The organism is Streptomyces sp. NPDC029216, assembly GCF_040648015.1.
Taxonomy (GTDB): Bacteria; Actinomycetota; Actinomycetes; order Streptomycetales; family Streptomycetaceae; genus Streptomyces.
Map to the genome: position 1 here is coordinate 117249 of NZ_JBEZWL010000003.1, position 24127 is coordinate 141375.

General features: G+C 71.5%; 19 protein-coding genes. 5 read left to right on the plus strand and 14 right to left on the minus strand.

Going from position 1 to position 24127, the window contains the following annotated elements; all coding sequences use genetic code 11:
- Positions 1 to 213: 213 nt before the first annotated feature.
- The 3 genes from AB0F18_RS02330 to AB0F18_RS02340 form a co-directional block, all read right to left on the minus strand.
- Positions 214 to 1254 (minus strand): 3-isopropylmalate dehydrogenase, encoded by a 1041-nt coding sequence (locus AB0F18_RS02330; RefSeq protein ID WP_362053868.1) that lies wholly within the window; start codon positions 1252 to 1254, stop codon positions 214 to 216.
- Between the two features lie 132 nt (positions 1255 to 1386).
- Positions 1387 to 1572, minus strand: a complete 186-nt coding sequence (locus AB0F18_RS02335; protein WP_362053988.1) for a hypothetical protein — start codon at positions 1570 to 1572, stop codon at positions 1387 to 1389.
- A gap of 262 nt (positions 1573 to 1834) precedes the next feature.
- Positions 1835 to 2731, minus strand: coding sequence for a LysR family transcriptional regulator (locus AB0F18_RS02340; protein ID WP_362053871.1), 897 nt, complete (start codon positions 2729 to 2731; stop codon positions 1835 to 1837).
- A 100-nt stretch (positions 2732 to 2831) separates the two neighbouring features.
- On the opposite strand from AB0F18_RS02340, the gene AB0F18_RS02345 reads away from it, so the two are divergent.
- The 3 genes from AB0F18_RS02345 to AB0F18_RS02355 all read left to right on the plus strand — a co-directional run bounded on the left by AB0F18_RS02345 (position 2832) and on the right by AB0F18_RS02355 (position 7100).
- A complete protein-coding gene (locus AB0F18_RS02345; protein ID WP_362053874.1) occupies positions 2832 to 3845 on the plus strand; it encodes an NADP-dependent oxidoreductase in 1014 nt (337 codons plus the stop codon).
- Between the two features lie 119 nt (positions 3846 to 3964).
- A complete protein-coding gene (locus AB0F18_RS02350) occupies positions 3965 to 5995 on the plus strand; it encodes a phosphocholine-specific phospholipase C (protein ID WP_362053877.1) in 2031 nt (676 codons plus the stop codon).
- A 403-nt stretch (positions 5996 to 6398) separates the two neighbouring features.
- Positions 6399 to 7100: a nitroreductase family protein gene (locus tag AB0F18_RS02355; protein WP_362053880.1), complete on the plus strand. Its 702-nt coding sequence runs from the start codon at positions 6399 to 6401 to the stop codon at positions 7098 to 7100.
- Here the strand turns inward: AB0F18_RS02355 and AB0F18_RS02360 are convergent.
- The 4 genes from AB0F18_RS02360 to AB0F18_RS02375 all read right to left on the minus strand — a co-directional run bounded on the left by AB0F18_RS02360 (position 7097) and on the right by AB0F18_RS02375 (position 10977).
- Positions 7097 to 7297 carry a hypothetical protein gene (locus AB0F18_RS02360; protein ID WP_362053883.1) on the minus strand — a complete coding sequence of 67 codons (201 nt, stop codon included), beginning with the start codon at positions 7295 to 7297 and terminating at the stop codon, positions 7097 to 7099. The genes AB0F18_RS02355 and AB0F18_RS02360 overlap by 4 nt on opposite strands.
- Positions 7291 to 8010, minus strand: coding sequence for a hypothetical protein (locus AB0F18_RS02365; protein WP_362053886.1), 720 nt, complete (start codon positions 8008 to 8010; stop codon positions 7291 to 7293). The genes AB0F18_RS02360 and AB0F18_RS02365 overlap by 7 nt, the downstream gene beginning before the upstream one ends.
- A 378-nt stretch (positions 8011 to 8388) precedes the next feature.
- Positions 8389 to 10020: an L-glutamate gamma-semialdehyde dehydrogenase gene (gene pruA, locus AB0F18_RS02370; RefSeq protein WP_362053889.1), complete on the minus strand. Its 1632-nt coding sequence runs from the start codon at positions 10018 to 10020 to the stop codon at positions 8389 to 8391.
- A 30-nt stretch (positions 10021 to 10050) separates the two neighbouring features.
- On the minus strand, positions 10051 to 10977 hold the full coding sequence (locus AB0F18_RS02375; RefSeq protein WP_362053892.1) for a proline dehydrogenase family protein: 927 nt from the start codon (positions 10975 to 10977) through the stop codon (positions 10051 to 10053).
- Between the two features lie 198 nt (positions 10978 to 11175).
- Between AB0F18_RS02375 and AB0F18_RS02380 the strand changes: the two genes are divergently transcribed.
- On the plus strand, positions 11176 to 12486 hold the full coding sequence (locus AB0F18_RS02380) for a helix-turn-helix domain-containing protein (RefSeq protein WP_362053895.1): 1311 nt from the start codon (positions 11176 to 11178) through the stop codon (positions 12484 to 12486).
- 17 nt (positions 12487 to 12503) lie between these two features.
- Here the strand turns inward: AB0F18_RS02380 and AB0F18_RS02385 are convergent, their stop codons facing one another.
- The 7 genes from AB0F18_RS02385 to AB0F18_RS02415 form a co-directional block, all read right to left on the minus strand.
- A complete protein-coding gene (locus tag AB0F18_RS02385; RefSeq protein WP_362053898.1) occupies positions 12504 to 13091 on the minus strand; it encodes a TetR/AcrR family transcriptional regulator in 588 nt (195 codons plus the stop codon).
- Positions 13092 to 13220: 129 nt separating this feature from the next.
- The gene (gene serA, locus AB0F18_RS02390; protein ID WP_362053901.1) at positions 13221 to 14810 is read right to left on the minus strand and encodes a phosphoglycerate dehydrogenase; all 1590 of its coding nucleotides are present in this window, start codon (positions 14808 to 14810) and stop codon (positions 13221 to 13223) included.
- A gap of 308 nt (positions 14811 to 15118) precedes the next feature.
- A complete protein-coding gene (gene ilvC / locus AB0F18_RS02395; protein ID WP_362053903.1) occupies positions 15119 to 16120 on the minus strand; it encodes a ketol-acid reductoisomerase in 1002 nt (333 codons plus the stop codon).
- A gap of 126 nt (positions 16121 to 16246) precedes the next feature.
- Positions 16247 to 16771: an acetolactate synthase small subunit gene (gene ilvN, locus AB0F18_RS02400; RefSeq protein WP_358897137.1), complete on the minus strand. Its 525-nt coding sequence runs from the start codon at positions 16769 to 16771 to the stop codon at positions 16247 to 16249.
- A gap of 32 nt (positions 16772 to 16803) precedes the next feature.
- The gene (locus tag AB0F18_RS02405) at positions 16804 to 18690 is read right to left on the minus strand and encodes an acetolactate synthase large subunit (RefSeq protein ID WP_362053907.1); all 1887 of its coding nucleotides are present in this window, start codon (positions 18688 to 18690) and stop codon (positions 16804 to 16806) included.
- A 227-nt stretch (positions 18691 to 18917) separates the two neighbouring features.
- Complete coding sequence (locus AB0F18_RS02410; RefSeq protein ID WP_362053910.1) at positions 18918 to 21884, minus strand: EAL domain-containing protein; 2967 nt, start codon at positions 21882 to 21884, stop codon at positions 18918 to 18920.
- Positions 21885 to 22077: 193 nt separating this feature from the next.
- Entirely contained in the window at positions 22078 to 23025 is a 948-nt protein-coding gene (locus AB0F18_RS02415) for a 2-hydroxyacid dehydrogenase (RefSeq protein ID WP_362053913.1), read from the minus strand.
- 85 nt (positions 23026 to 23110) lie between these two features.
- Between AB0F18_RS02415 and AB0F18_RS02420 the strand changes: the two genes are divergently transcribed.
- Positions 23111 to 24118: an aldo/keto reductase gene (locus tag AB0F18_RS02420; RefSeq protein WP_362053916.1), complete on the plus strand. Its 1008-nt coding sequence runs from the start codon at positions 23111 to 23113 to the stop codon at positions 24116 to 24118.
- Positions 24119 to 24127: the final 9 nt, after the last annotated feature.

Below are 24127 nucleotides of genomic sequence, written 5' to 3' on the forward strand. Positions count from 1 at the left end.
CTTCACCGTTGTGTATGGCGGACCGCGCTCATGCGTACTAGGACGTCCGAGCTTCCCCGTATTCCGCGGCCTCGCGTTCGATTATCGCGCGCGAGGGGTCTTCGGTGAAACGGGGTGATGCGGCCCACGGGAGATGGTGGCACCCGGGGCCGTGCAGGAGAAGCCGCCGGGTGATGGTGCGTACCCGGCGGCTTCCTCGGTGGAGCTGCCGGGTCAGCCGGCTACTCGCGCGGCGAGGGCGTCGCCGATCGCGTCGGTGGAGCGGAAGGTGCCGTCGCGCTCGGCGAGGTCGGCGGAGACGGCCTCCTCGATGCGCACGGCCTGCTCCTCGTAGCCGAGGTGGCGCAGCAGGAGGGCGACGGACAGGATCGTCGCGGTCGGGTCGGCCTTGCCGGTGCCGGCGATGTCGGGGGCCGAACCGTGGACGGGCTCGAACATCGACGGGAAGGCGCCGGTCGGGTTGATGTTCCCGGAGGCGGCCAGTCCGATTCCGCCGGTGACGGCGGCGGCCAGGTCGGTGAGGATGTCACCGAAGAGGTTGTCCGTGACGATGACGTCGAAGCGCTCCGGCTGCGTGACGAAGAAGATCGTCGCGGCGTCGACGTGCAGGTAGTCGGTGGTGACCTCGGGGTACTCCTGGCCGACCTTGTCGAAGATGTTCTTCCACATGTGGCCCGCGTACACGAGGACGTTGTTCTTGTGGACGAGCGTCAGCTTCTTGCGCGGGCGGGAGTTGGCCCGCTCGTACGCGTCACGGACCACGCGCTCCACGCCGTACGCCGTGTTGACGCTGACCTCGGTGGCGACCTCGGCCGGGGTGCCGGTGCGCAGGCTGCCGCCGTTGCCGGTGTACGGGCCCTCGGTTCCCTCGCGGACGACGACGAAGTCGATCTCCGGGCGGCCGGCCAGCGGGGTGGCCGTGTTCGGGAAGAGCTTCGAGGGGCGCAGGTTGATGAAGTGGTCGAACGCGAAGCGGAGCTTCAGCAGCAGACCGCGCTCCAGGACACCGGACGGGACCGACGGGTCGCCGATGGCGCCGAGGAGGATCGCGTCGTGGTGCTTGAGGGCTTCCAGCTCGGCGTCCGGGAGGGTCTCGCCGGTGCGGTGCCAGCGCTGGGCGCCGAGGTCGTATTCCTTGGTCTCCAGCTTCACATCCTGGGGCAGGACCGCGGTAAGGACCTTGAGGCCCTGAGCCACGACTTCCTGGCCGATGCCATCACCGGGGATCACTGCGAGATTGATGCTGGTCGACATGTCGGAACCGTACTCCGTGTCCCAGCCCTCAGACATATCGCGTCCACCATATGGACGCGATATGTCCGAAGACCCGAGGTGCCGGAAGACCCGGGGCGCCGGAAGACCCGGGGCGCCGGAGGCCCGGGGCGCTCAGTGGCCGGTGGAGCCGCCGTTGTCGCGGCGGTCCAGGGCGCGCTGCAGGGCGGCGCGGCCGGTGGAGCCGCCGTTGTCGCGGCGGTCCAGGGCGCGCTGCAGGGCGGCGGCGGCGTTCTTGCGGTCGTCGTCGGCCGGGGAGGTGTGGCGGACGCGGCGGGAGGCGGCGGTGGTGGGGGTCATGGTGATCGACTCCTTGAGATCACGGCGTGGCGGGGCCACGGATGAGGGGTTCCTTCAAGGCGCCGGAAGAGGCGGGGAGCCGTGCGCCGCAGGGGTTGCCTGCCAGGGGGCGCGCGCTCACGACCGCCATTCGCTGGATGTGCGAGACGTTCGGCTCCTACAAAGCTAGGGCAGCCGCGGCTGTATGTCTCCGCAATTACTCGGACTTCCTACTATCTGAGATGGGAAACCGCCCGGAAGGCCCTCTTCCGGGGTTCCGATCTCAGACCGCTTCGGCCCTGAGTTCCCTGATCAGAGCCCTGACGGCGAGGGTGGAGGCGGATTCCGGTGTGGTGACGTATCCCACCCGCCTCACCGGCCCCTGCGGCCCCAGAGCGGCGATCTCGACGGTCTCCGTGGCCTCGCGCAGCGACAGCTCGGGCATGATCGCCATGCCGAGCCCCCGGCCGACCATGGTCAGCACCATGGCGTCGTCCTCCGCCTTGACCGTGGCCGCGGGGATCCAGTCCTGGGCCGCCCACCACTCCCGGGTGTAGGAGCCGCAGTTCTCGTCCCAGTCCAGCAGGGGCAGCGCCTTCGGGTCCGGGTGGCCGGCGGGGTGCACCAGCGCGTACGCCTCCCGGGTGAGCACCCCGGTCAGCAGCCCGGGCGGTACGTCGCCGGGCGCGCCCAGCGTCGCGATGCCCAGGTCCGCCCGGCCGGCGGCGACCTCCCCGGCCGTCCCGGGCCCGAGCTCGCGCACCACCCGCACCTCGGGGCGGATCCCGGGGTGCAGGGCGGCGAGGCGCTCCAGTGCGGGCGGCAGCAGGTGCAGGGCCGCGCTGCGGAAGGAGGCGATGCGCAGGGTCCCCTCCAGGGCGCCGTCCGGCCCGCCCGGGCCGGAGGCGGCCCGCCCGGCGGCGCGGGCCTCGGCGCCGAGGACCTCGTACAGCCGCAGGATGCGCCGGCCGAGGGCCACGGCCCGCTCCCCCGCCGGGGTGGGGCTGGCGCCGGAGCGGCCGCGTTCGAAGAGCACCGCGCCGACCTTGCCCTCGATGCCGCGCACCGAGTGCGAGACGGCCGACTGGCTGATGCCGAGCCGGCCCGCCGCGGCGGAGAAGCCGCCCGTCTCGGCGACGGCGACCAGCACCCGGAGTTCCTGCGGGGCGAGCTCGGTCACGGGGTTCCCACCTCGGTGTATGAGCCGCGTTCATGGGTGCGCGGCTTCCATGAGGGCAACCCCCTGCCCGGCCCGGGGATTCCTTCCTACGGTCAGCGCCATGAACACCAACACCGCTTACGCCGTGCACCAGATCGCCCGTCCGACCGGGTTCCCCGTCGCCTCCGACTTCGCCTACGTCTCCGTCCCCCTCCCCGAACCCGCCCCCGGCACCGCGCTGGTGGAGAACCTGCTGCTCTCGGTGGACCCGTACCACCGGGGGATGATGGACGGCGGCGAGGGCGGCTTCGAGCTGCACGCCCCGCTGGAGGGCCGGGCGGTGGGCCGGGTGACCGCCTCCCGCGACCCGGGCCTCAAGGAGGGCGACCTCGTCTTCCACCGCTCGGGCTGGCGCACCCACGCCCTGGTCACCCTGGGCGTGGACGGCACCCGCAAGCTCCGTGACCACCAGGGCGTCCCGCTGGAGGCCCACCTCTCCATCCTCGGCGGCACCGGCCTCACCGCCTACGCCGCCCTCACCCGGACGGCGGCCCTGCGCGAGGGCGAGGACCTGTTCGTCTCCGCCGCCGCGGGCGGGGTCGGCACCGCCACCGGGCACCTCGCCCGGCTGCTCGGCGCCCGCCGGATCATCGGCAGCGCGGGCTCGGCGGCGAAGGTCGCCCACCTGACCGGGGCCCTCGGCTTCGACGCCGCCTTCGACTACCACGACGGCCCGGTCGGCGAGCAGCTGGCGCAGGCCGCCCCGGACGGGATCGACGTGTACGTGGACAACGTGGGCGGGGACCACCTGGAGGGCGCCATCGACTCCCTGCGCGAGTACGGCCGGATCGCCTGGGTCGGCGCGATCTCGATGTACAACGGCGACCGCGCGCCGGCCGCGCCCCGCAACCTCTTCGAGGTGGTACACAAGTCTCTGCGCCTGGAAGGGGTATTGGTTCGCAATCACACCAATCTGCAGGACGAGCTGGAGGACTTCGTGGTCCCGCACCTGCGCAGCGGCCGGGTCGGCACGGACACCACCGTTGTGCAGGGATTCGATCACACGGTGGAGGCCTTCCTCGGCATGCTGCACGGGGAGAACGTGGGCAAGATGCTGGTCCGTCTCGACGGGTGAATGCGGCGGATCCGTTGTTCACCGATTTCTTACCGCACGGATGTAGACCTTTGCGGCGGCCGCCGCCACGCTTGCCGACGATGTGCCAGCGGGGCACCAGAGTTGGAGGCGAGCAGCCAGTGACACCCATCAGCCGCAGGGGTTTCGTGGGAATCGGCGCCGGGCTCGTGGCGGGGGCGGCCCTGCCCGCCGCCCTGCCCGCGACGGCGGCCGCGGCCGCCGCGACGGGCACGATCACCGATGTGAAGCACGTGGTGATCCTGATGCAGGAGAACCGCAGCTTCGACCACTACTTCGGCAAGCTGAAGGGCGTCCGCGGCTTCGGCGACCGCGCCGCCGGCAACATCCCGGGCGGCTGGGGCACGTTCAACCAGCCCAACTGGGGCGGCCGCCAGTACCCGTGGAAGCTGTCCGCCACCCCGGCGGCGGGCGGGGCCGACAGCGAGACCCTGGCCCAGTGCACCGGCGACCTCCCGCACAGCTGGACCTCGCAGCACGCCGCCTGGAACAACGGCCGGATGGACAACTGGGTCGCCGGCGTCGGCAAGACCCACACCCTCGGCCACCTGGAGCGGGGCGACATACCCTTCCACTACGGGCTCGCCGACAACTACACGGTCTGCGACGCCTACTTCTGCTCCACCCTCAGCGCCACCGGCCCCAACCGCACCTTCCTGTGGAGCGGCAAGGTCGACGCGGGCAGCAAGGACGGCGGCGATGAGTCCGGGCTGACCTGGGAGACGTACGCGGAGGCCCTCCAGCGGGCGGGGATGAGCTGGAAGGTCTACCAGAACGCCCAGGACAACTACGGGGACAACGGCCTGGCCTACTTCAAGAAGTTCACCGACGCCGGACCGGGCGACCCGCTGTGGGACCGGGGCATGGCCTCCGTCCCCCGGGTCACCGGATCCACCCCGGACGACATTGCCGCCGCGATCCGCGCGGACGTGGTCGCCGGGACCCTGCCCCAGGTGTCCTGGGTGGTGGCGAGCGAGGCCTTCTCGGAGCACCCGTACGCCCCGCCCGGCGACGGCGCGCACTTCGTGGACCTGGTCTACCGCGCCCTCGCCGCGAACCCGGAGGTCTTCGACTCCACGGTCCTCTTCCTCAACTACGACGAGAACGACGGCTTTTTCGACCACGTCGCACCGCCGGTCGCCCCGCCCGGCACCCCGGACGAGTACATCGACGGCGTCCCGATCGGCCTCGGCTTCCGCGTCCCCATGCTGGTCATGTCCCCGTGGACCCGCGGCGGCTGGGTCAGCTCGGAGGTCTTCGACCACACCTCCGTCCTGCGCTTCATGGAGAAGTGGACGACGGCGCTGGGCACCCCCGCCCTCTGCCCCAACATCAGCGCGTGGCGCCGCAAGGTGACCGGCGACCTGACGGGCGTCTTCGACTTCGCGCACCCGGTGTACGGGGTCCCCGCCGGCCTGCCCTCCACGGCGAAGGTCATCGGCCAGTCCACCTGCGGCCCCCTCCCCAACCCGGTGCCGCAGGACAACGCCCTGCCGGTCCAGGAGGCCGGTACGCGCCCGGCGCGCGCCCTCCCCTACCAGGTGAACGGCAACCTGGACCGCTTCGAGTTCGGGCCGGCCGGCAAGATCCTCGCTTGGTTCTCGATGACCAACCAGGGCCCGCAGGCCAAGAGCGCGGCGCACTTCTCGATCCACCCGCACCAGTACCGGGACACGGCCGCCTGGCAGTACACGGTGGACCCGGGCGCCACCTCGACCGACTGGTTCAGCATCGGGCTGGGCGCCGGCTCGGGCAAGTACGACATCTCGATGTACGGCCCGAACCGCTTCCTGCGCCGCTTCATCGGCGACGCGACCAAGCCCGGCAAGTCCCTGGAAGTCTCGGCCCGCTACGCGGTGGAGTCGGGCACCGGAAAGATGGCGGTCTGGTTCAAGATGACCAACGCCTCGGCCTCCCCGGTCACCTTCACGATCCGCTCGAACGCCTACCGCTCGGACGGCCCCTGGACGTACACGGTCCCGGCCGACTCCTCGCGCGAGGACTTCTTCAACGCGGTGGCGTACAACAAGGGCTGGTACGACTTCACGATCCTGGCCGACTCCGACGGCACCTGGTCCCGCCGCTACACGGGCCACATCGAAACGGGCGCGGCGAGCATCACGGGCAGCTGACGGGAAAGGCCGGAAACGCACGGGGGTTCCGCATCCCGGAACCCCCCACCGGCCCTCCCCCGGCCCTCGGCCCCCGATACGGCCCAGCCCCTCCCGGCAGCCCGCCGGACCGGCCTGGTCCACCGCCCCCTCCCTCGAACGGCGCAGGTCGAAGCGGGTCCGCTCCCGCGGGCGGCGGGGGTGGTCCAGCCCCGGGCGGCGCACCCGCCGAAGCCGCGGCACCGGACCGGCACCTGCGACGGCACCCCTCCGAGCCGCCCGGGCCCAGTGGCACCGCCGCGCCGGCCCCGCCGACGAATCGACCGACGTTCGCTACCTCCAAAAGCCCCTTACCACCACAACACGGCCGTTGATTCCTGCCGTGACCCTGGCCTCAGGGGTTCCACGGCGTGAAGATCTGCGCATGTCGCCTGAGACCCAGCAGTGGACCCCCACCCATGGCCAGCCCTACCGGCCCGTCGTCTACCGTCCCGCGCGCATGCCCGGCCCCGAATCCCTCGCGCGCGCGGCGGAGTTGCGGGCCCGGATGGACGAACGGCGCACCGTACGCCACTTCTCCCCCGACCCCGTCCCCGAACAGGCCGTCCGCGACGCCATCGCCTGCGCCGCCACCGCCCCGTCGGGGGCGCACCAGCAGCCGTGGACCTTCGTCCTGGTCAAGGACCCGGCCATCCGCCGGCAGATCCGCGCCGCCGCCGAACAGGAGGAGCAGATCTCCTACGACGGCCGCCTGGGCGACGAATGGCTGGCGGCCCTGCGCCCCATCGGCACGGACGCGGTGAAGACCCACCTCACGGACGCCCCGGCCCTGATCGTGGTCTTCCAGCAGCGCTACTGGCTCGGCCCGGACGGCGAGAAGCGCAAGCACTACTACGTGGACGAGTCGGTCGGCATCGCGGTCGGCATGCTCCTGTCGGCCCTCCACCTTTCGGGCCTGGCCGCCCTGATCCACACCCCGAGCCCGATGCGCTTCCTGTCCCACGTCCTGCACCGCCCGGAGAACGAGAAGGCCTTCGCGGTGATCCCGGTCGGCTACCCGTCGGAAGACTGCGAGGTCCCGGACCTGATCCGCAAATCCCTGGACCAGGTCCTGGTCGAGGTCTAGCCCTCGACGCCGTCCGGGCCGGCGGTGGGCGGAGCCGGCTGTCCGCCGAGTGCCTCCGCCAGCCGCATCCCGATCCGCACACGGTCCTCCGGCGTACCGGCCTCCATGGCCGCCCGCACCTGCCGCAGGATCAGCCAGTCCCGTACCACCTTGGCAACGCCGAGTACGGCCGCCGTGACGACCACCGCGGTCAGCACGTCGCCCACCGGGGGCCCGGCAAGCCGGCAGGTTCCGGGAACGAGCCGCAGCCGGCGTGCCGCACGGCGACGGACGCCTCGCCCAGGTCCACGTCGCCCGGGTACCCGTACTCCTCGTCCTCCGCAACGGCGCTCTGCCGCAGCCCGTGCATCAGCTTCAACGCTCCCGACGCGCAACAGCATTCGATGACGAGGTCGTACGACTCGGAGGTCCAGAGGTTCACCCAGCCGTGCTCGGCACCGGCCTTGACGATCAGCCCCAGCCTGCGCAGGATCCGGCTGAACAGCCGGGCCCTGTCCCGGGAGGACTGGCCGTCCACCCGAGCCTCCTCGGCCGGGTGCAGGCCGTACCGGTGGCTGCGCCACAGCTGGTCCGCCCCACCCTGCGGCTCCGGGGCTGCGGCCGACCACGGCCGCCACGCCGGTCGCGGGTGCGCCAGCCGTACCCGGGCCTGGTCGGCGGCGTTCACGAACCACCACGCCCCGCCGTCAGCGACGAGCCGGAGCCCCGGGACGCCGTGGACGCCTCCCGTCCGGTCCAGCCGCGGCAACACGGCGTCGAGGACTTCGTGGGCGCGGTCCGGATGGAGGAGGAGCGCGGGCTCCCTGAGGGACGGTCGGATACCGGTGAGGCCGAGTACCGAGCTGCCGGTGAGGCCGGCGAGGAGCCGTGCTTCGAACGCCTGCTGCTGCGGCGTCTCTGCGTCGGGCACCGGTCGCTGCCGGGTGATCAAGCCCTCTGAAGCCCACCGCATGCAGGTGTGGTGGGTGAGACCGGTCGCGCGGCGACAGATGGAGGCCACGCGGTGTCGGTTGTCGGTGCGGCGGGACATACGTCTCCTCGGGCTCCGTCCCGGCACGGGCGCATAGAGGTCGTACATCACCTGATGTGGAACCCACCCCGCACGGGAACTCGCAAGAGCCCTTGGCCCCCTCGGGTAGCCGGGCCCGAGTGCTGGAGCGTGTCGCCGTACACGACAACTGGCAGCAGGCTAGCAGCGTCCGAGCATCCCCGGAGGGGAAATGGAGACCGCCCCCGCTCCGGGCTTGGGGGTACCGGAGCGGGGGCGGGGTTCAGCAGGGGGCCTGGGTCAGCCCATGTGGGGGTAGCCGTAGTCCGTCGGGGGGACCAGGGTTTCCTTGATGGAGCGGGTCGACGTCCAGCGGAGCAGGTTGGACGCCGCGCCCGCCTTGTCGTTGGTGCCCGAGGCGCGGCCGCCGCCGAAGGGCTGCTGGCCGACGACGGCGCCGGTCGACTTGTCGTTGATGTAGAAGTTGCCCGCCGCGAAGCGGAGCTTCTCCATCGTGTCGGCCGCCGCGTAGCGGTCCTGGGCGATGACGGAGCCGGTCAGGGCGTACGCCGAGACGTTCTCCATCTGGGCCAGCATCGCGTCGTAGTCGGCGTCGTCGTAGACGTGCACGGCGAGGATCGGGCCGAAGTACTCGGTCGTGAAGACCTCGTTCTCCGGGTCGGTGCACTCGATGACGGTCGGGCGGACGAAGTAGCCCTCCGAGTCGTCGTACGTGCCGCCCGCGACGATCGTGCAGGTCGGGTCGGCCTTCGCGCGGTCGATCGCGGCCTTGTTCTTCGCGAAGGAGCGCTCGTCGATGACCGCGCCGATGAAGTTCGACAGGTCGCGGACGTCACCCATGGTGATGCCGTCGACCTCGGCCGCGAACTGCTCCTTGAAGCCGTCGTTCCAGATCGAGGCCGGGACGTAGGCGCGCGAGGAGGCCGAGCACTTCTGGCCCTGGAACTCGAAGGAACCGCGGGTCAGGGCGGTCTTCAGGATCGCGCGGTCCGCGGACGGGTGCGCGACGACGAAGTCCTTGCCGCCGGTCTCGCCGACCAGGCGCGGGTAGGAGCGGTACTTCTCGATGTTGTTGCCGACCGTCTTCCACAGGTACTGGAAGGTCTTGGTCGAGCCGGTGAAGTGGATGCCGGCCAGCTCGGGGTGGTTCAGGGCCACCTCGGAGACGGCGATGCCGTCGCCGGTCACCAGGTTGATGACGCCCTTGGGCAGGCCGGCCGCCTCCAGGAGCTCCATGAGGAGGACCGCGGAGTGGGTCTGCGTGGGGGACGGCTTCCAGACGACCACGTTGCCCATCAGGGCCGGGGCGGTCGGCAGGTTGCCGGCGATGGCCGTGAAGTTGAACGGCGTGATCGCGTAGACGAAGCCCTCCAGCGGGCGGTGGTCGCTGCGGTTCCACACGCCGGCGGAGTTCGCGACCGGCTGCTCGGCCAGGATCTGGCGGGCGAAGTGGACGTTGAAGCGCCAGAAGTCGACGAGCTCGCACGGGGTGTCGATCTCGGCCTGCTGCACGGTCTTCGACTGGCCCAGCATGGTGGAGGCGGCCAGCTTCTCGCGCCACGGGCCGGACAGCAGCTCGGCGGCGCGCAGGATGATCGCGGCGCGGTCGTCGAAGGACATCGCGCGCCAGGCCGGGGCGGCGGCCAGGGCGGCGTCGACGGCGTCCTGGGCGTCGGCCTGGGTGGCGTTGGCGTACGTACCGATGACCGACTTGTGGTCGTGCGGCTGCACGACGTCGAAGCGCTCGCCGCCGCCCATCCGCTTGACGCCGTTGATCGTCATCGGGAGGTCGATCGGGTTCTCGGACAGCTGCTTCAGCTGGATCTCGAGGCGCGCGCGCTCCGCGCTGCCCGGGGCGTACGAGTGGACCGGCTCGTTGACCGGCGCGGGGACCTGGGTCACAGCATCCATGGGGCGATAACTCCTTGGCCTGGTTCTGGACTAGTTCTTGGTGATCATCGAGCGGAGGAAGAACAGCAGGTTGGCCGGCTTCTCGGCGAGGCGGCGCATGAAGTAGCCGTACCAGTCCGTGCCATAGGCCGTGTAGACCCTCATTCGATGACCCTCGGAGGCGAGCCGGAGGTGCTCCTCGCTGCGGATGCCGTAGAGCATCTGGAACTCGTACTCGTCCAGCTTGCGCCCTGCCTGCCGCGCGAGCTCCTGCGCGATGGCGATCAGGCGCGGGTCGTGCGACCCGATCATCGGGTAGCCGTCGCCCTCCATGAGGATCCGCATGATCCGGACGTACGCCTTGTCGATCTCGGCCTTGTCCTGGTACGCGACCTCGGCGGGCTCCTTGTAGGCGCCCTTCACGATGCGGACGCGGCTGCCGGCGGCGGCCAGGCGGCGGGCGTCGGCCTCGGTGCGGAAGAGGTAGGCCTGGATCACGCAGCCGGTCTGCGGGAAGTCCCGGCGCAGCTCCTCGTGGATGGCGAACATCGAGTCGAGGGTGGTGTGGTCCTCGGCGTCGAGGGTCACGGTGGTGCCGATGGCGGCGGCGGCCTCGACGACCGGGCGGACGTTGGCGAGGGCGAGCTCGTGGCCGCCCTCCAGCGCCTGGCCGAACATCGACAGCTTGACGGACATCTCGACCGTCTCGCCGAGCTCCAGCTCCTTGAGGCGCTCGATCAGCTCCAGGTAGGCGTCCCGGGCCGCGTACGACTGCTCCACGGCGGTGATGTCCTCGCCGACGACGTCGAGGGTGACCTCCAGGCCCTTGCGGGTGAGCTCCTCCACGATCGGGATGACCTGGCCGACCGTCTCACCGGGGATGAAGCGGTTGACCACCGGCTTGGTCACCGGGGCGGCAGAGACGATTCGGCGCATCTTGTCGCTGCGCGAAGCGGCGAGGATCGCGGGACCCAGCACGGGGCACCTCCAACGGGTGGCAGAAGCGGGCATACGGGCGCCGCGGGGTGTGCTGCGGCCGTAAGGAAAACGCAAGTAAAACCACCGTGAAACCTATGGATCTCCACGATCCTCTGCCATCGACAGCTGTCACGCATCCGTGTCCCGGATCTCATACATCTGTCTGAAGAGGCGGCCCGGGGGTGGGAGAATGTGGCCGTGAAGGGCGATTACCAGGACCTGGTGGACGAGATCTCGGCGCTGCTCGGCGCCCCGGCGACGCTGGAGAACCGGGACTTCCGCCTCATCGCCTTCGGCGCGCACGACAGCGAGGACGACCTCGCCATGGACCCCGTGCGCACCCGCTCGATCCTGACCCGGCAGTCCACGGCGGCCGTGCGGTCCTGGTTCGAGGGCTTCGGGATCGCCCGTGCGACGGGTCCGGTCCGGATCCCGGCGGCGCCGGACGCGGGGGTCTTCCGGGGGCGGATCTGCCTGCCCGTGCGCTACCGCGGGATCGTCCAGGGCTACGTGTGGCTGCTCGACCGGGATCCGGGTCCCGGGCCGGAGGCCCTGGAGGCGGCCATGGAGGTGGCCCAGCGGATCGGGGTCCTGCTCGCGGAGGAGGCCAAGGCGGGCGCCGACCTCTCGCGGGAGTTCCTCGCCGTGCTCACCGCCGGGCGGGGCTGGCAGCAGGACATGGCGGTGGCCGCGCTGCGGATGGCCCTGGGGGCGGGGGCCGAGGGGCTGCACGCGGCGGTGTGCGTGGCGCCGTGGGCCGGGGAGGCGCCGTCCTCGGTGCCGGGGGCGGCGGCGGTGTGCGTCGTACCGCCGGAGGGCCTCGCCACCGGCCCGGGCCGGCTCGCCGTCCTCCTGCGCCTGCGCTCGGCGGACGCCCTCCCCCCGGCCCTGACGGCCCTGGGCCGCCTCCTGCCCCGGGCAGCGGCGGGCGGGGCGGTGGCGGCAGCCGCGGGAACGGGTACGGGCGGGGCCGCGGGAACGGGCAGGGGTACCGGCGGGCCCGCACGGGTCTCCCCGGCGGCCGTGACGGCAGGGGCCGTGCGGGCGGTCGCGGGAGCGGAGACCGGCGCCGCGGGTCCCGAGGGCGCGTACGCGGTGACCGCCGGGGTGTCCGATCCGGTGCGGGGGCTCGGGGAGCTGCCCGGCGCGTGGGGGCAGGCCGTCGCCTCGGCGCGGGCCGCCGCCGCGCAGCCGGCGCTCGGGCCGGTGGCCCAGTGGGCGGGGATCGGGCCGTACCGGATGCTGGCCGCCCTGGCCGCCGGGCCCGTGGACGACCCCGCGACGCGGGCCCTGCTGAGCCCGGCCCACCGGGAACTGGCCCGCACCGCCGAGGTCTTCCTCGACTGCGCGGGGCAGGCCGGGCGCGCGGCGGCGGCCCTGGGCGTGCACCGCCAGACCCTGTACTACCGGCTGGGCCGGGTGGAGCAGCTGACCGGGCTCGACCTGGACGCGGGCGAGGACCGGCTACTGCTCCACATGGCCCTCAAGGCCGCCCGGCTGAACGGCTGAGCGGCCGGCCGCACGGCCTACTGCGCGCCCCGCTCCGCGTTCGTGATCCCGTCGGCGAGCCTGCGCAGCCCCTCCGCGAACTCCTCGCCCGAGGGGGCGGTGGCGGGGTCGAACAGCCACTGGATCATCAGGCCGTTGAGCAGCGCCTGGTAGACGGACCCGAGCGTGCGCTCGTCCCGCTCGGTCAGCTGCTCCTCGGGGGTCCCGGTCATCATCGAGACGAGGCCCCGGCGGCCCTCCAGCTGCGAGGCCGCGAGCATGGCCTTCAGCTCGGGCTTCTGGTCCCGGCTCAGCGCGACCTCCAGGCTGGCCGACCACACCGGGCCCGCCGCCCCGTGCTCGGCGACCACCCCGTCCCACAGGGCGCGCAGCCGCTCCAGGGAGCCCTCGGCCCCCGTCAGCGCGGCTTGCCGACCCTGGCCCCACTCCTCGATCAGGGCGATGAACGCCTGGGTGAGCAGTGCGTCCTTGGAGCCGTAGTGGTAGCCGATCGACGCGAGGTTGGTCCCGGAGGCGCTCACGATGTCGCGGGCCGTGGTGCGCACGAACCCCTTCTCGGCGAGGCACTTCTTGGCGCCTTCGAGCAGATCTTCACGGTGTCCCATGCCGGTACGGTATCAAGACGTCCGTATAACACAATCGTCCCATACGCTCGTTCCACCTCCGGACGGCCGCAAGGGCGCGCAAAGGGCCCGGGGTGTGCACCCCGGGCCCTCTCACAGCGTGCGCGACGGTCAGACCAGGTTGACCGTGCGGGCCGAGGCGGCGCCGATCTCCGCCGAGATGGCCGCGAGGACGTCCACCGGGACCTCCGCGTCGACGGTCAGGACGACGAGGGCCTCGCCGCCCTCCTCGGCGCGGGCGACCTGCATGCCCGCGATGTTCAGGCCGGCCTCGCCGAGCAGCAGGCCGACCTTGCCGACCACGCCCGGGCGGTCGGTGTAGCGGAGCACGATCATGTGGTCTGCCAGGGCCAGGTCCACGTCGTACTCGCCCACGCCCACGATCTTCTGAAGGTGCTTCGGGCCCGCGAGCGTGCCGGAGACCGACACCTCCTGACCGTCCGCCAGGGTGCCGCGCACGGTCACCACGTTGCGGTGGTCCGGGGACTCCGAGCTGGTGGTCAGGCGCACCTCGACACCGCGCTCCTGCGCGAACAGCGGGGCGTTGACGTAGGAGACGGTCTCGTCGACGACGTCCTCGAAAACGCCCTTGAGGGCGGAGAGTTCGAGCACCTTGACGTCGTGCTGGGTGATCTCGCCGCAGACCTCGACGTCGAGGCGCACCGCGACCTCGCCCGCGAGGGCGGTGAAGATGCGGCCGAGCTTCTCGGCGAGCGGCAGGCCGGGGCGCACGTCCTCGGCGATGACACCGCCCTGGACGTTGACCGCGTCCGGTACGAGCTCGCCCGCGAGGGCCAGGCGCACCGACTTGGCGACGGAGATGCCGGCCTTCTCCTGGGCCTCGTCCGTGGACGCGCCGAGGTGCGGGGTGCAGACGACCTGGTCGAGCTCGAAGAGCGGGGAGTCCGTGCAGGGCTCCTTCGCGTACACGTCGAGGCCGGCGCCGGCGACGCGGCCCTCCTTGATGGCCGAGTACAGCGCGGCCTCGTCCACGATCCCGCCGCGGGCGGCGTTGACGATGCGGACGGACGGCTTGACCTTGCGCAGGGCCTCGTCCCCGATGAGACCGACGGTCTCGGGGGTCTTGGGCAGGTGCACGGTGATGAAGTCGGCGGCTTCCAGCAGCTCGTCCAGCGTCAGCATCTTGACGCCCATCTGGGCGGCGCGCGCGGGCTGCACGTAGGGGTCGTACGCGACGACCTTCATCCCGAAGGCCGACATGCGCTGGGCGACCAGGACGCCGATGCGGCCGAGGCCGACGACGCCGAGGGTCTTCTCGCTGAGCTCGACGCCCGTGTACTTGTTGCGCTTCCACTCGCCGTTCTTCAGCGCGGTGTTGGCCTGCGCGATGTTGCGGGCGGTGGCGACGAGCAGGCCGCAGGCGAGCTCGGCGGCGGTGACGATGTTGGAGGTCGGGGCGTTCACGACCATCACGCCGGCCTTGGTGGCGGCGGCGACGTCCACGTTGTCGAGGCCCACACCGGCGCGGGCGACGACCTTCAGCTTCTTGGCGGCGGCGATGGCCTCGGCGTCCACCTTGGTGGCGGAGCGGACGAGGATGGCGTCGACGTCGACGATCGCGGGGAGCAGCTCCGCGCGGTCAGCGCCGTTGACGTGCCGGATCTCGAAGTCCGGGCCGAGCGCGTCCACCGTGGCGGGCGACAGCTCTTCGGCGATGAGTACGACAGGTTTCGAGCTCACGTGGGTCCTCACAAGTCCAGTGCGGACGGCCGTCCCGACGGCCGCAGGCGGTGGAGGGGGTAGCCGCGTGGAAGACGCACGACACTGTGGGCCTGACGCGTTGTGTTGAGCAGTGTAGTGGCGGTTCCGGCGCGGAATTCCGCCTGTACGGAAGGATCACCCGTCCGTGATTGGCCGGGGTGGACAATCCGCGCGATTCGAGGTCTACATTCCGTCGATTTTCGACCGGCACCCCACGGAGGGGGCCCGGCCGAGGCGGATGCGCGGCGGGGCCGGGACTGCGTGTCCCGGCCCCGCCGTGTGCGAGATCAGCTCTCGTCGCTGTCGACCCAGCTCATCAGCTTGCGCAGCTTCTTGCCGGTGGTCTCCAGCAGGTGGGCCTCGTCGGCCTTCTTGTACTCGTTGTACTTGGGCAGGCCCGCCTTGTACTCGGCCATCCAGGTGTTGGCGAACTCGCCGCTCTGGATCTCGGCGAGGACCTTCTTCATCTCGGCCTTGGTGGCGTCGGTGATGATGCGGGGGCCGGTGATGTAGTCGCCCCACTCGGCGGTCTCGGAGACCGACCAGCGCATCTTCTCCAGGCCGCCCTCGTACATGAGGTCCACGATGAGCTTCAGCTCGTGCAGGCACTCGAAGTACGCGATCTCCGGCTGGTAGCCGGCCTCGGTCAGGGTCTCGAAACCGGCCTTGACCAGGGCGGAGGCGCCACCGCAGAGGACGGCCTGCTCACCGAACAGGTCGGTCTCGGTCTCCTCGGTGAAGGTGGTCTTGATGACGCCGGCGCGGGTGCCGCCGATGCCGGCCGCGTACGACAGGGCCAGGGCGAAGGCGTTGCCCGAGAAGTCCTGCTCGACGGCCGCGATGCACGGAACGCCGCGGCCCTCCTCGTACTGGCGGCGGACCAGGTGGCCCGGGCCCTTCGGGGCGACGAGGGCGACGTCCACGTTGGCCGGGGGCTTGATGAAGCCGTAGCGGACGTTGAAGCCGTGACCGAAGAAGAGCGCGTCGCCCTCCTGCAGGTGGTCCTTGATGGAGGCCTCGTAGATCTCGGCCTGGAGCGGGTCCGGGGTCAGGATCATGATGACGTTCGCCCACTCGGCGGCCTCCGAGACGGAGACGACCTTCAGGCCCTGCTCCTCGGCCTTGGCCTTGGAGCTGGAGCCCTCCTTGAGGCCGACGACGACGTCGACGCCGGAGTCACGGAGCGACAGCGCGTGGGCGTGGCCCTGGCTGCCGTAGCCGATGACCGCGACCTTGCGGCCCTGGATGATGGACAGGTCGGCGTCGTTCTCGTAGAACAGCTCGGCCACTGGGATATCTCCTTGGTGCGCTGATGTTGCACCCACCGTACGGCGGGGAACGGAATGAGAGTTTGTCGGTCTCGCCATGCGAACCGGGCGTGTCCCGCCCGGTTCAGGCGTGGCGTCAGGCGTGGGTCAGGCGCTGCGTTCGAGCGAACGCAGGCTGCGGTCCGTGATGGACCGGCCGCCGCGCCCTATGGCGATGGTGCCGGACTGCACCAGTTCCTTGATGCCGAAGGGCTCCAGCATCTTGAGCATGGCGCTGAGCTTGTCGGTGCCGCCGGTGGCCTCGATGGTGACGGCCTCCGGGGAGACGTCGACGGTCTTGGCGCGGAACAGCTGGACGATCTCGACGATCTGCGAGCGCGTCTCGTTGTCGGCGCGGACCTTCACCAGAACGAGTTCGCGTTCGATGGCGTTCGACGGCTCCAGCTCGACGATCTTGAGCACGTTGACCAGCTTGTTGAGCTGCTTGGTCACCTGCTCCAGCGGGAGGTCCTCCACGTTCACGACGATGGTGATGCGGGAGATGTCGGGGTGCTCGGTGACGCCGACCGCGAGGGAGTCGATGTTGAACCCGCGGCGCGAGAACAGGGCGGCGATCCGGGCGAGGATGCCGGGCGTGTTCTCGACCAGGACCGAGAGCGTGTGCTTGGACATGTGGGTCGTTCTCTCTCTCAGGCTCTCTCGGCTCAGTCGTCTTCGTTGTCGCCGAAGTCGGGGCGGACGCCCCGGGCTGCCATGACCTCGTCGTTGGAGGTGCCGGCGGCGACCATCGGCCACACCATGGCGTCCTCGTGGACGATGAAGTCGATCACGACCGTGCGGTCGTTGATCGCGTTGGCCTCGGCGATGACCTTGTCCAGGTCCGCTGGGTCCTCGCAGCGCAGCGCGACGCAGCCCATGGCCTCGGACAGCTTGACGAAGTCCGGGACGCGGGTGCCCTGGCGGGGGGCGACGGACTCGCCGAGCTGGGAGCCCACCGTGTCGTGGCCGGTCTCGTCGGCGTGCAGGACGGTGTTGGAGTAGCGCTGGTTGTAGAAGAGCGTCTGCCACTGGCGGACCATGCCGAGGGCGCCGTTGTTGATGATGGCGACCTTGATCGGGATGTTGTTCAGCGCGCAGGTGGCCAGTTCCTGATTGGTCATCTGGAAGCAGCCGTCGCCGTCGATCGCCCAGACCGCGCGGTCCGGCATGCCGACCTTGGCGCCCATCGCGGCGGGGACCGCGTAGCCCATGGTTCCGGCGCCGCCGGAGTTCAGCCAGGTGCGGGGCTCCTCGTACTTGACGAAGTGGGAGGCCCACATCTGGTGCTGGCCGACGCCGGCCGTGAAGATCGTGCCCTGCGGGGCGAGCTCGCCGATCCGCTCGATGACCTGCTGGGGGGAGAGCGAGCCGTCCTCGGGCAGGTCGTAGCCCAGGGGGTAGGTCTCGCGCCAGCGGTTGAGGTCCTTCCACCAGGCGGTGTAGTCGCCCGCGTTGCCCTCGTTGTGCTCGGCCTGGACCGCCTGGATGAGGTCGGCGATGACCTCGCGGGCGTCGCCCACGATCGGGACGTCGACCTCGCGGTTCTTGCCGATCTCGGCCGGGTCGATGTCCGCGTGGATGACCTTGGCGAAGGGGGCGAAGCTGTCCAGCTTGCCGGTGACGCGGTCGTCGAAGCGGGTGCCGAGCGCGATCAGCAGGTCCGACTTCTGGAGCGCGGTGACACCGGTGACGGAGCCGTGCATGCCCGGCATGCCGACGTGCAGCGGGTGGCTGTCGGGGAAGGAGCCCAGGGCCATCAGGGTGGTGCAGACCGGGACGCCGGTGAGCTCGGCGAGGACCTTCAGCTCGGCCGTGGCACCGGACTTCATGACGCCGCCGCCGACGTACAGGACCGGGCGCTTGGCCTGGACGATGAGCTTGGCGGCCTCGCGGATCTGCTTGGCGTGGGGCTTGGTGACCGGCCGGTAGCCGGGCAGGTCCATGGCCGGCGGCCATGAGAAGGTGGTCTTCGCCTGGAGGGCGTCCTTGGCGATGTCGACCAGGACCGGGCCGGGGCGGCCGCTGGCGGCGATGTGGAAGGCCTCGGCGATGGTCCTGGCGATGTCCTCGGCCTTGGTGACGAGGAAGTTGTGCTTGGTGATCGGCATCGTGATGCCGACGATGTCCGCCTCCTGGAAGGCGTCGGTGCCGATCGCCTTGGAGGAGACCTGGCCGGTGATCGCGACGAGCGGGACGGAGTCCATGTGGGCGTCGGCGATCGGGGTGACCAGGTTGGTGGCGCCCGGGCCGGAGGTGGCCATGCACACGCCGACCTTGCCGGTGGCCTGGGCGTAGCCGGTGGCGGCGTGGCCGGCCCCCTGCTCGTGGCGGACCAGGATGTGACGGACCTTCTTGCTGTCCATCATCGGGTCGTACGCCGGGAGGATGCAGCCGCCCGGGATGCCGAAGACGGTGTCGCACCCCACCTCTTCGAGAGAGCGGATGAGGGACTGCGCGCCCGTGACGTGCTCAACTGCGGTGGGCTGCTGCCCACCCGTACGGGGCCGCGGCTGCGGATGGTGGGCCCCGGAGGCCTGCTCGGTCATCGGCATTCTCTTCTCGAAGCTGAGGGTTTTACGCGGAGCGGGGGTGCCCCGGTTCTCGTTCGGGTGCGTGTGCCAGTGCAACAAAAAACCCCTCGTGCCAGGTGGCAAGCGAGGGGAGCGCGTCGGCGGTGTGGAGCGGGGACATGCAGGTCCCAGCTTCAGCCGACGCGCTTTCCAAGTACGAGAATTCGGGTGCGCATGGCACTGACCCTCCCTCCGGCGGGAGGTGGATGTCAAGCGGGTGGGACGGGCGTCTCATTATTTGAGCCTCTGTGGAGGGCCATCGAGCCACCGGACGAGCCTCCCGCCAAGGCAGGGTGGGCCGTACCGCCCGGTACTGGGAACGTACCTCTCACGAGCGCGCGGCGCAGCCTGTATTCGTCGAGCGGTCCGGAAAACGCCATTCCCTGTCCATGGGTGCAGCCCATGGCGCGCAGGGCCGCCACCTGCTCGGGGAGGTCCACCCCGTCGGCCACGGACTGCATGCCCAGGTCGTTTGCAATACGCAACAATCCTGCGGTGATCTTGTGCAGTCGGGCGGACTCGACGACGCCCTCGACGAGGCCCCGGTCCAGCTTGAGCAGGTCCACCGGGAGGCGGCGGAGGGCGCTGATGGCCGCGTAGCCGCTGCCGATGCCGTCGAGGGCGATTCGCACGCCGAGTCGGTGCAGGCCCGTCAGGCGGCGCTCCAGCTCGTCGAAGGGGACTCTGGGGTCGGAGGCGGCCAGTTCGAGGACGAGGGCGCCGGAGGGCAGTCCGTGCCGGCCGAGCAGGGCCTCCACAGAGCCGCCGGGCATCGAGCGGTCGAGCAGCCGCTGGGCGGTCATCCGTACGACCACTGGCACGTCGTGGCCCGCGAGATGGCGCTCGGCGGCCTGGGCCACGGCCTCGTCGAGGAGCCATCGGCTCAGTTCGGCGGCGCGGGAGGGGTCCGGGCCGCCTCCCGGGATGCCCTCGCTGTGTTCGGCCACCCGGAGGAACTCGGCCGGGGTGAAGAGGATCCCCTGCGCGGAGCGCCAGCGGGCCTGCGCGGCCACCGCGGTGACCTCGCCGCCGGCCAGGGAGACCACCGGCTGGTGCAGCAGGGCGAACTCGCCCTCGTGCAGTGCGGTGCGCAGCTTTCCGGCCAGCTCGGCCTTCCGGACCACCTCGGCCTGCATCTGCGGCGCGTACAGCTCGACCCGGTCCTTGCCGCCCGCCTTGGCCCGGTACATCGCGAGATCGGCGTTGCGCATCAGGTCCGAAGGGGTGATGCCGGGGTCGGCGAAGGCCACGCCGATGCTGGCGGCGACCCGGACCTCGCTGCCGGCGATCCGGTAGGGCTGGGAGAGGGTGGTGCGCAGCCGGTCGGCGATCTCGTGGACCTGGTACTCGCGGGCGCTGCGGTCGCGGCTTCCGTCGCCGAGGATGAGGGCGGCGAACTCGTCGCCGCCGAGCCGGGCGGCGGTGTCCCCGGCCCGGACGGCGTCCTGGAGCCGGCGGGCGGCCTCGACGAGCAGCTCGTCGCCCGCCTGGTGGCCGATGGTGTCGTTGACGGCCTTGAAGCCGTCGAGGTCGATGAACAGCACGGCGGTGCTGTGGTCGCCGGCGCGGCGGCCGGCCAGGGCCTGGCGGACGCGGCGGGTGAACAGGGCCCGGTTGGGCAGGTCGGTGAGCGGATCGTGCTCGGCGCTGTGCTGGAGCTGGGCCTGGAGGCGGACCCGCTCGGTGACGTCCCGGCTGTTGAGGATGAGTCCACCTTGGTGCCGGTTGACGGTGGACTCCACGTTGAGCCATTCTCCGCCGCCCGATTTGAACCGGCACTCGATGCGGGTGGTGGGCTCCTCGGCGGGCGGGGCGGCCAGGAAGCGGCGGACCTCGTGGACCACGCGGCCGAGGTCGTCGGGGTGGATCAGGGCGGCGAGCTCGGTGCCGACCAGTTCCTCGGCCTCCCGGCCGTAGACGCCGGCGGCGGCGGGGCTGACGTAGCGCAGGGTCCCGGTGGGCGCGGCGATCATGATGACGTCGCTGGAGCCCTGGACCAGGGAGCGGAAGTGGTTCTCCTTCTGGGCCAGTTCCTGGGTCAGCGCGATGTTGTCGAGGAGCATGATGCCCTGCCGGACGACGAGGGCCAGCACGACGGTGCAGCCGGTGAAGACCACCATCCGGTCGACCTTCCGCCCGTCCACCACGTTGTAGAGGATGCCCAGGGTGCAGACCGCGGCCGCGAGGTACGGGGTGAGGGCGGGCAGGGAGCCGGTGATGGGGCGGCTGTGCGGGCGGTCGGCGCGCGGGGGCGCGGGACGCGGGACCGGTTCCGGCCGGCGGCCCGCGGCCCAGGGGGCGTAGGCGAGCAGCAGGGAGCCGGCGAACCATCCCGCGTCGAGGATCTCCCCGGAGCGGTAGGTGGTGTTGAGCAGCGGCGAGGTGAAGAGGGCGTCGCTGAGGACGGTCAGGGCGAGGGCCGCGATGGCCGTGTTGACCGCCGAGCGGTTGTTGGCCGAGCGCCGGAAGTGCAGGACCAGGACCATCGAGACCAGCGCGATGTCCAGGAGCGGGTACGCGAGCGAGAGCGCGGCGCGCGGGACGCTGCCGGGCGCCCCGGACTGGGCGGTGCGCGCGGCGTTGGCGAGGGCCAGGCTCCAGGAGAGGGTCAGCAGCGAGCCGCCGATGAGCCAGGAGTCGAGCGCGAGGCAGACCCATCCGGCGCGGGTGACCGGGCGTTTGGCGAGGACGAGCAGGCCCACGATGGCGGGCGGGGCGAAGCAGAGGAAGGCGAAGTCCGCGAGGGAGGGCTCGGGCACCTTCTCGTCGAGGACCACCTCGTACCAGCCCCAGACGCCGTTCCCCAGGGCCCCCATGAGCGAGGAGAAGGCGAACATCATCCAGGCGGGGCGCTCGCGCCGGCCGATCGCGCGGGCGTAGTGGTAGCAGGAGACGGCGGCCAGTAGTCCGGCGGCGCTGAGCCCGAAGTCGCCCATGATCTTGGCGAGTTCTTCCGAGCCCCAGCCGAGGGCGGCGCCGACGGCGTAGCCGCCGCTGATCACCGCGAGGAGGAGCTGCGCGCCCAGCCCCCTGCCCCCGCCGCCCGCGACCGGCGGCCGGGTCAGGAGCGCCGCCCCCGGGGCGCTCACCGGTCCCCCTCGCCTGCTGCTCCCGGCGCAGTCCAGTCTCGACAGCGTCGCCTCCGGCGGCTCTGCCGCATCGGATCCTTCGTCCATTGGCCGTGCATCGCCCGTCGCCCCCCAAAGTGTCCGTTCACCCCAACGCCAGACGTACGTGGCGCAGCCCCTTGTTCCGGACGATACACCACTTTCGTCACTCAGCGACATAGCTTCTCTACGCTCCGTCACCACCGGCAGGTGTGCGGCAACTGCTCGCATACGTATGGACGCGGAGAGTGTGCGGTTTGGTTCAGTCCGTGATCAGAACGGTGTTCTCGACCGGTTCCCCGGCGGCGAACCGGGTGAGCTGGCGGGACACGAGGCGCTTCGCCCGGGGCTCGAACGCCGAGCTGCTGCCTCCCACGTGAGGCGTGATCAGGACGTTCGGGGCGTGCCAGAGCGGGTGGCCCGGGGGCAGCGGCTCCGGGTCGGTGACGTCGAGCGCCGCGCGCAGCCGGCCCGACTCCAGTTCGGCCAGCAGGGACTTGGTGTCGGCGACGGGCCCGCGCGAGACGTTCACCAGCAGGGCGCCGTCCTTCATCCGGCCGAGGAAGGCGGCGCCCGCCAGGCCCCGGGTGTCCTCGGTCAGCGGGGTGGAGAGGATGACCACGTCCGCGTCCGGGAGGAGGCCGGGGAGGTCGTCGAGGGCGTGGACCGGTCCGTGCGGGGCGGTGCGGGCCGAGCGGGCGACGCGGGTGATCCGGCCGCACTCGAAGGGCAGGAGCCGGTCCTCGATGGCCGCGCCGATGGAGCCGTAGCCGACGATCAGGACGGACTTGTCGGCGAGGGCCTCGTAGAACCCGCCGCGCCACTCCTCGCGGTCCTGCCCGCGCACCATGCCGGGGATGCCGCGCAGGGAGGCGAGGGTGAGGGTCAGGGCGAGCTCGGCGGTGCTGGCCTCGTGGACTCCCCGGGCGTTGCACAGCCGGACGCCGGGCCGCAGGTGGCCGATGCCGGGCAGGACGTGGTCGATGCCGGCGGTGAGGGTCTGCACGACGCGCAGGGCGGGCATGGCCGGGAGCGGCCGCAGGGTCACGGCCTGGGACTTCATGTACGGGGTGACGTAGAAGACGCAGTCGGCCGGGTCGGCCGGGAACTGGTCCTCGCCGTCCCACTGTCGGTAGCGGAAGGAGTCGGGGAGGCCGTCGACCTCTCCGGGCGGGAACGGGAGCCAGACGTCCGCGGTCGTTGCAGTCATGATCCCGAGGCTATGCGAAGGGAACGTGATCAAGCCGTTAGTTTGAGGGCCGGACCGGTTCAGGGCCGGAAGGGGGGACGCAGGGGTGGAGCGCAGGTCGATCGGGTCGGGACCGCTGACGGTGGGGGCCATCGGGCTCGGCTGCATGCCGATGAGCTGGGCCTACGCGCCGTCCCGCCGTCGGGGCGAGGAGTCGCTGCGCACCCTGCACACGGCCCTGGACGTGGGGGCGAACCTGCTGGACACGGCCGATCTGTACGGGCCGTTCACCAATGAGCTGGCGGTGGGGCGGGTGCTGCGCGAGCGGCGGGCCGAGGCCTTCGTGTCGGCCAAGGTGGGGCTGCGGGCGGGTGAGGGGCACGTGGTGGCCGACGGGCGGCCCGAGTACGTGCGGCGGGCGTGCGACGCCTCGCTGCGGCGGCTGCGGACCGACGTCATAGACCTGTACCAGCTGCACCGGGTGGATCCGGAGGTCCCGGTGGAGGAGACCTGGGGGGCCATGGCGGAGCTGGTGCAGGCGGGGAAGGTGCGGGCGCTGGGCTTGTGCGCGCTGGGCGCGGGGGCCGGGCCGGGTGCGGGGCGGCGCGGGGACCGGGGGTACGGCTCGACGCTGCGCCATCTGGAGCGGGTGCAGCAGGTGTTCCCGGTGACGGCGGTGCAGGCGGAGCTTTCGGTGTGGTCGCCGGAGGCGGCGTGGCAGCTGCTGCCGTGGTGCGCGGCGCGGGGGGTGGGGCTGCTGGCGGCGATGCCGCTGGGCAGCGGGTTCCTGACCGGGACGCTGACGCCGGGGCAGGGGTTCGAGGAGGCGGACGTACGGGCCCGGCACCCGCGGTTCACGGCGCACGCGATGGCGTCGAACCAGGTGCTGGTGGCGGAGCTGCGGCGGGTTGCCCGGCGGCACGGGCCGGAGGTCACGGCGGCGCAGGTGGCGCTGGCGTGGGTGCTGGCGCAGGGGCCGCACGTGGTGCCGGTGCCGGGGGCGGACCGGGCGCACTGGGCGGCGGAGAACGCGCGGGCGGCGGAGGTGCGGCTCACGGCCGGAGAGCTGGCCGGGCTGGCGGCGCTGCCGGCGGCGGTGGGGGCCTGGGACTGACCCTCTCCG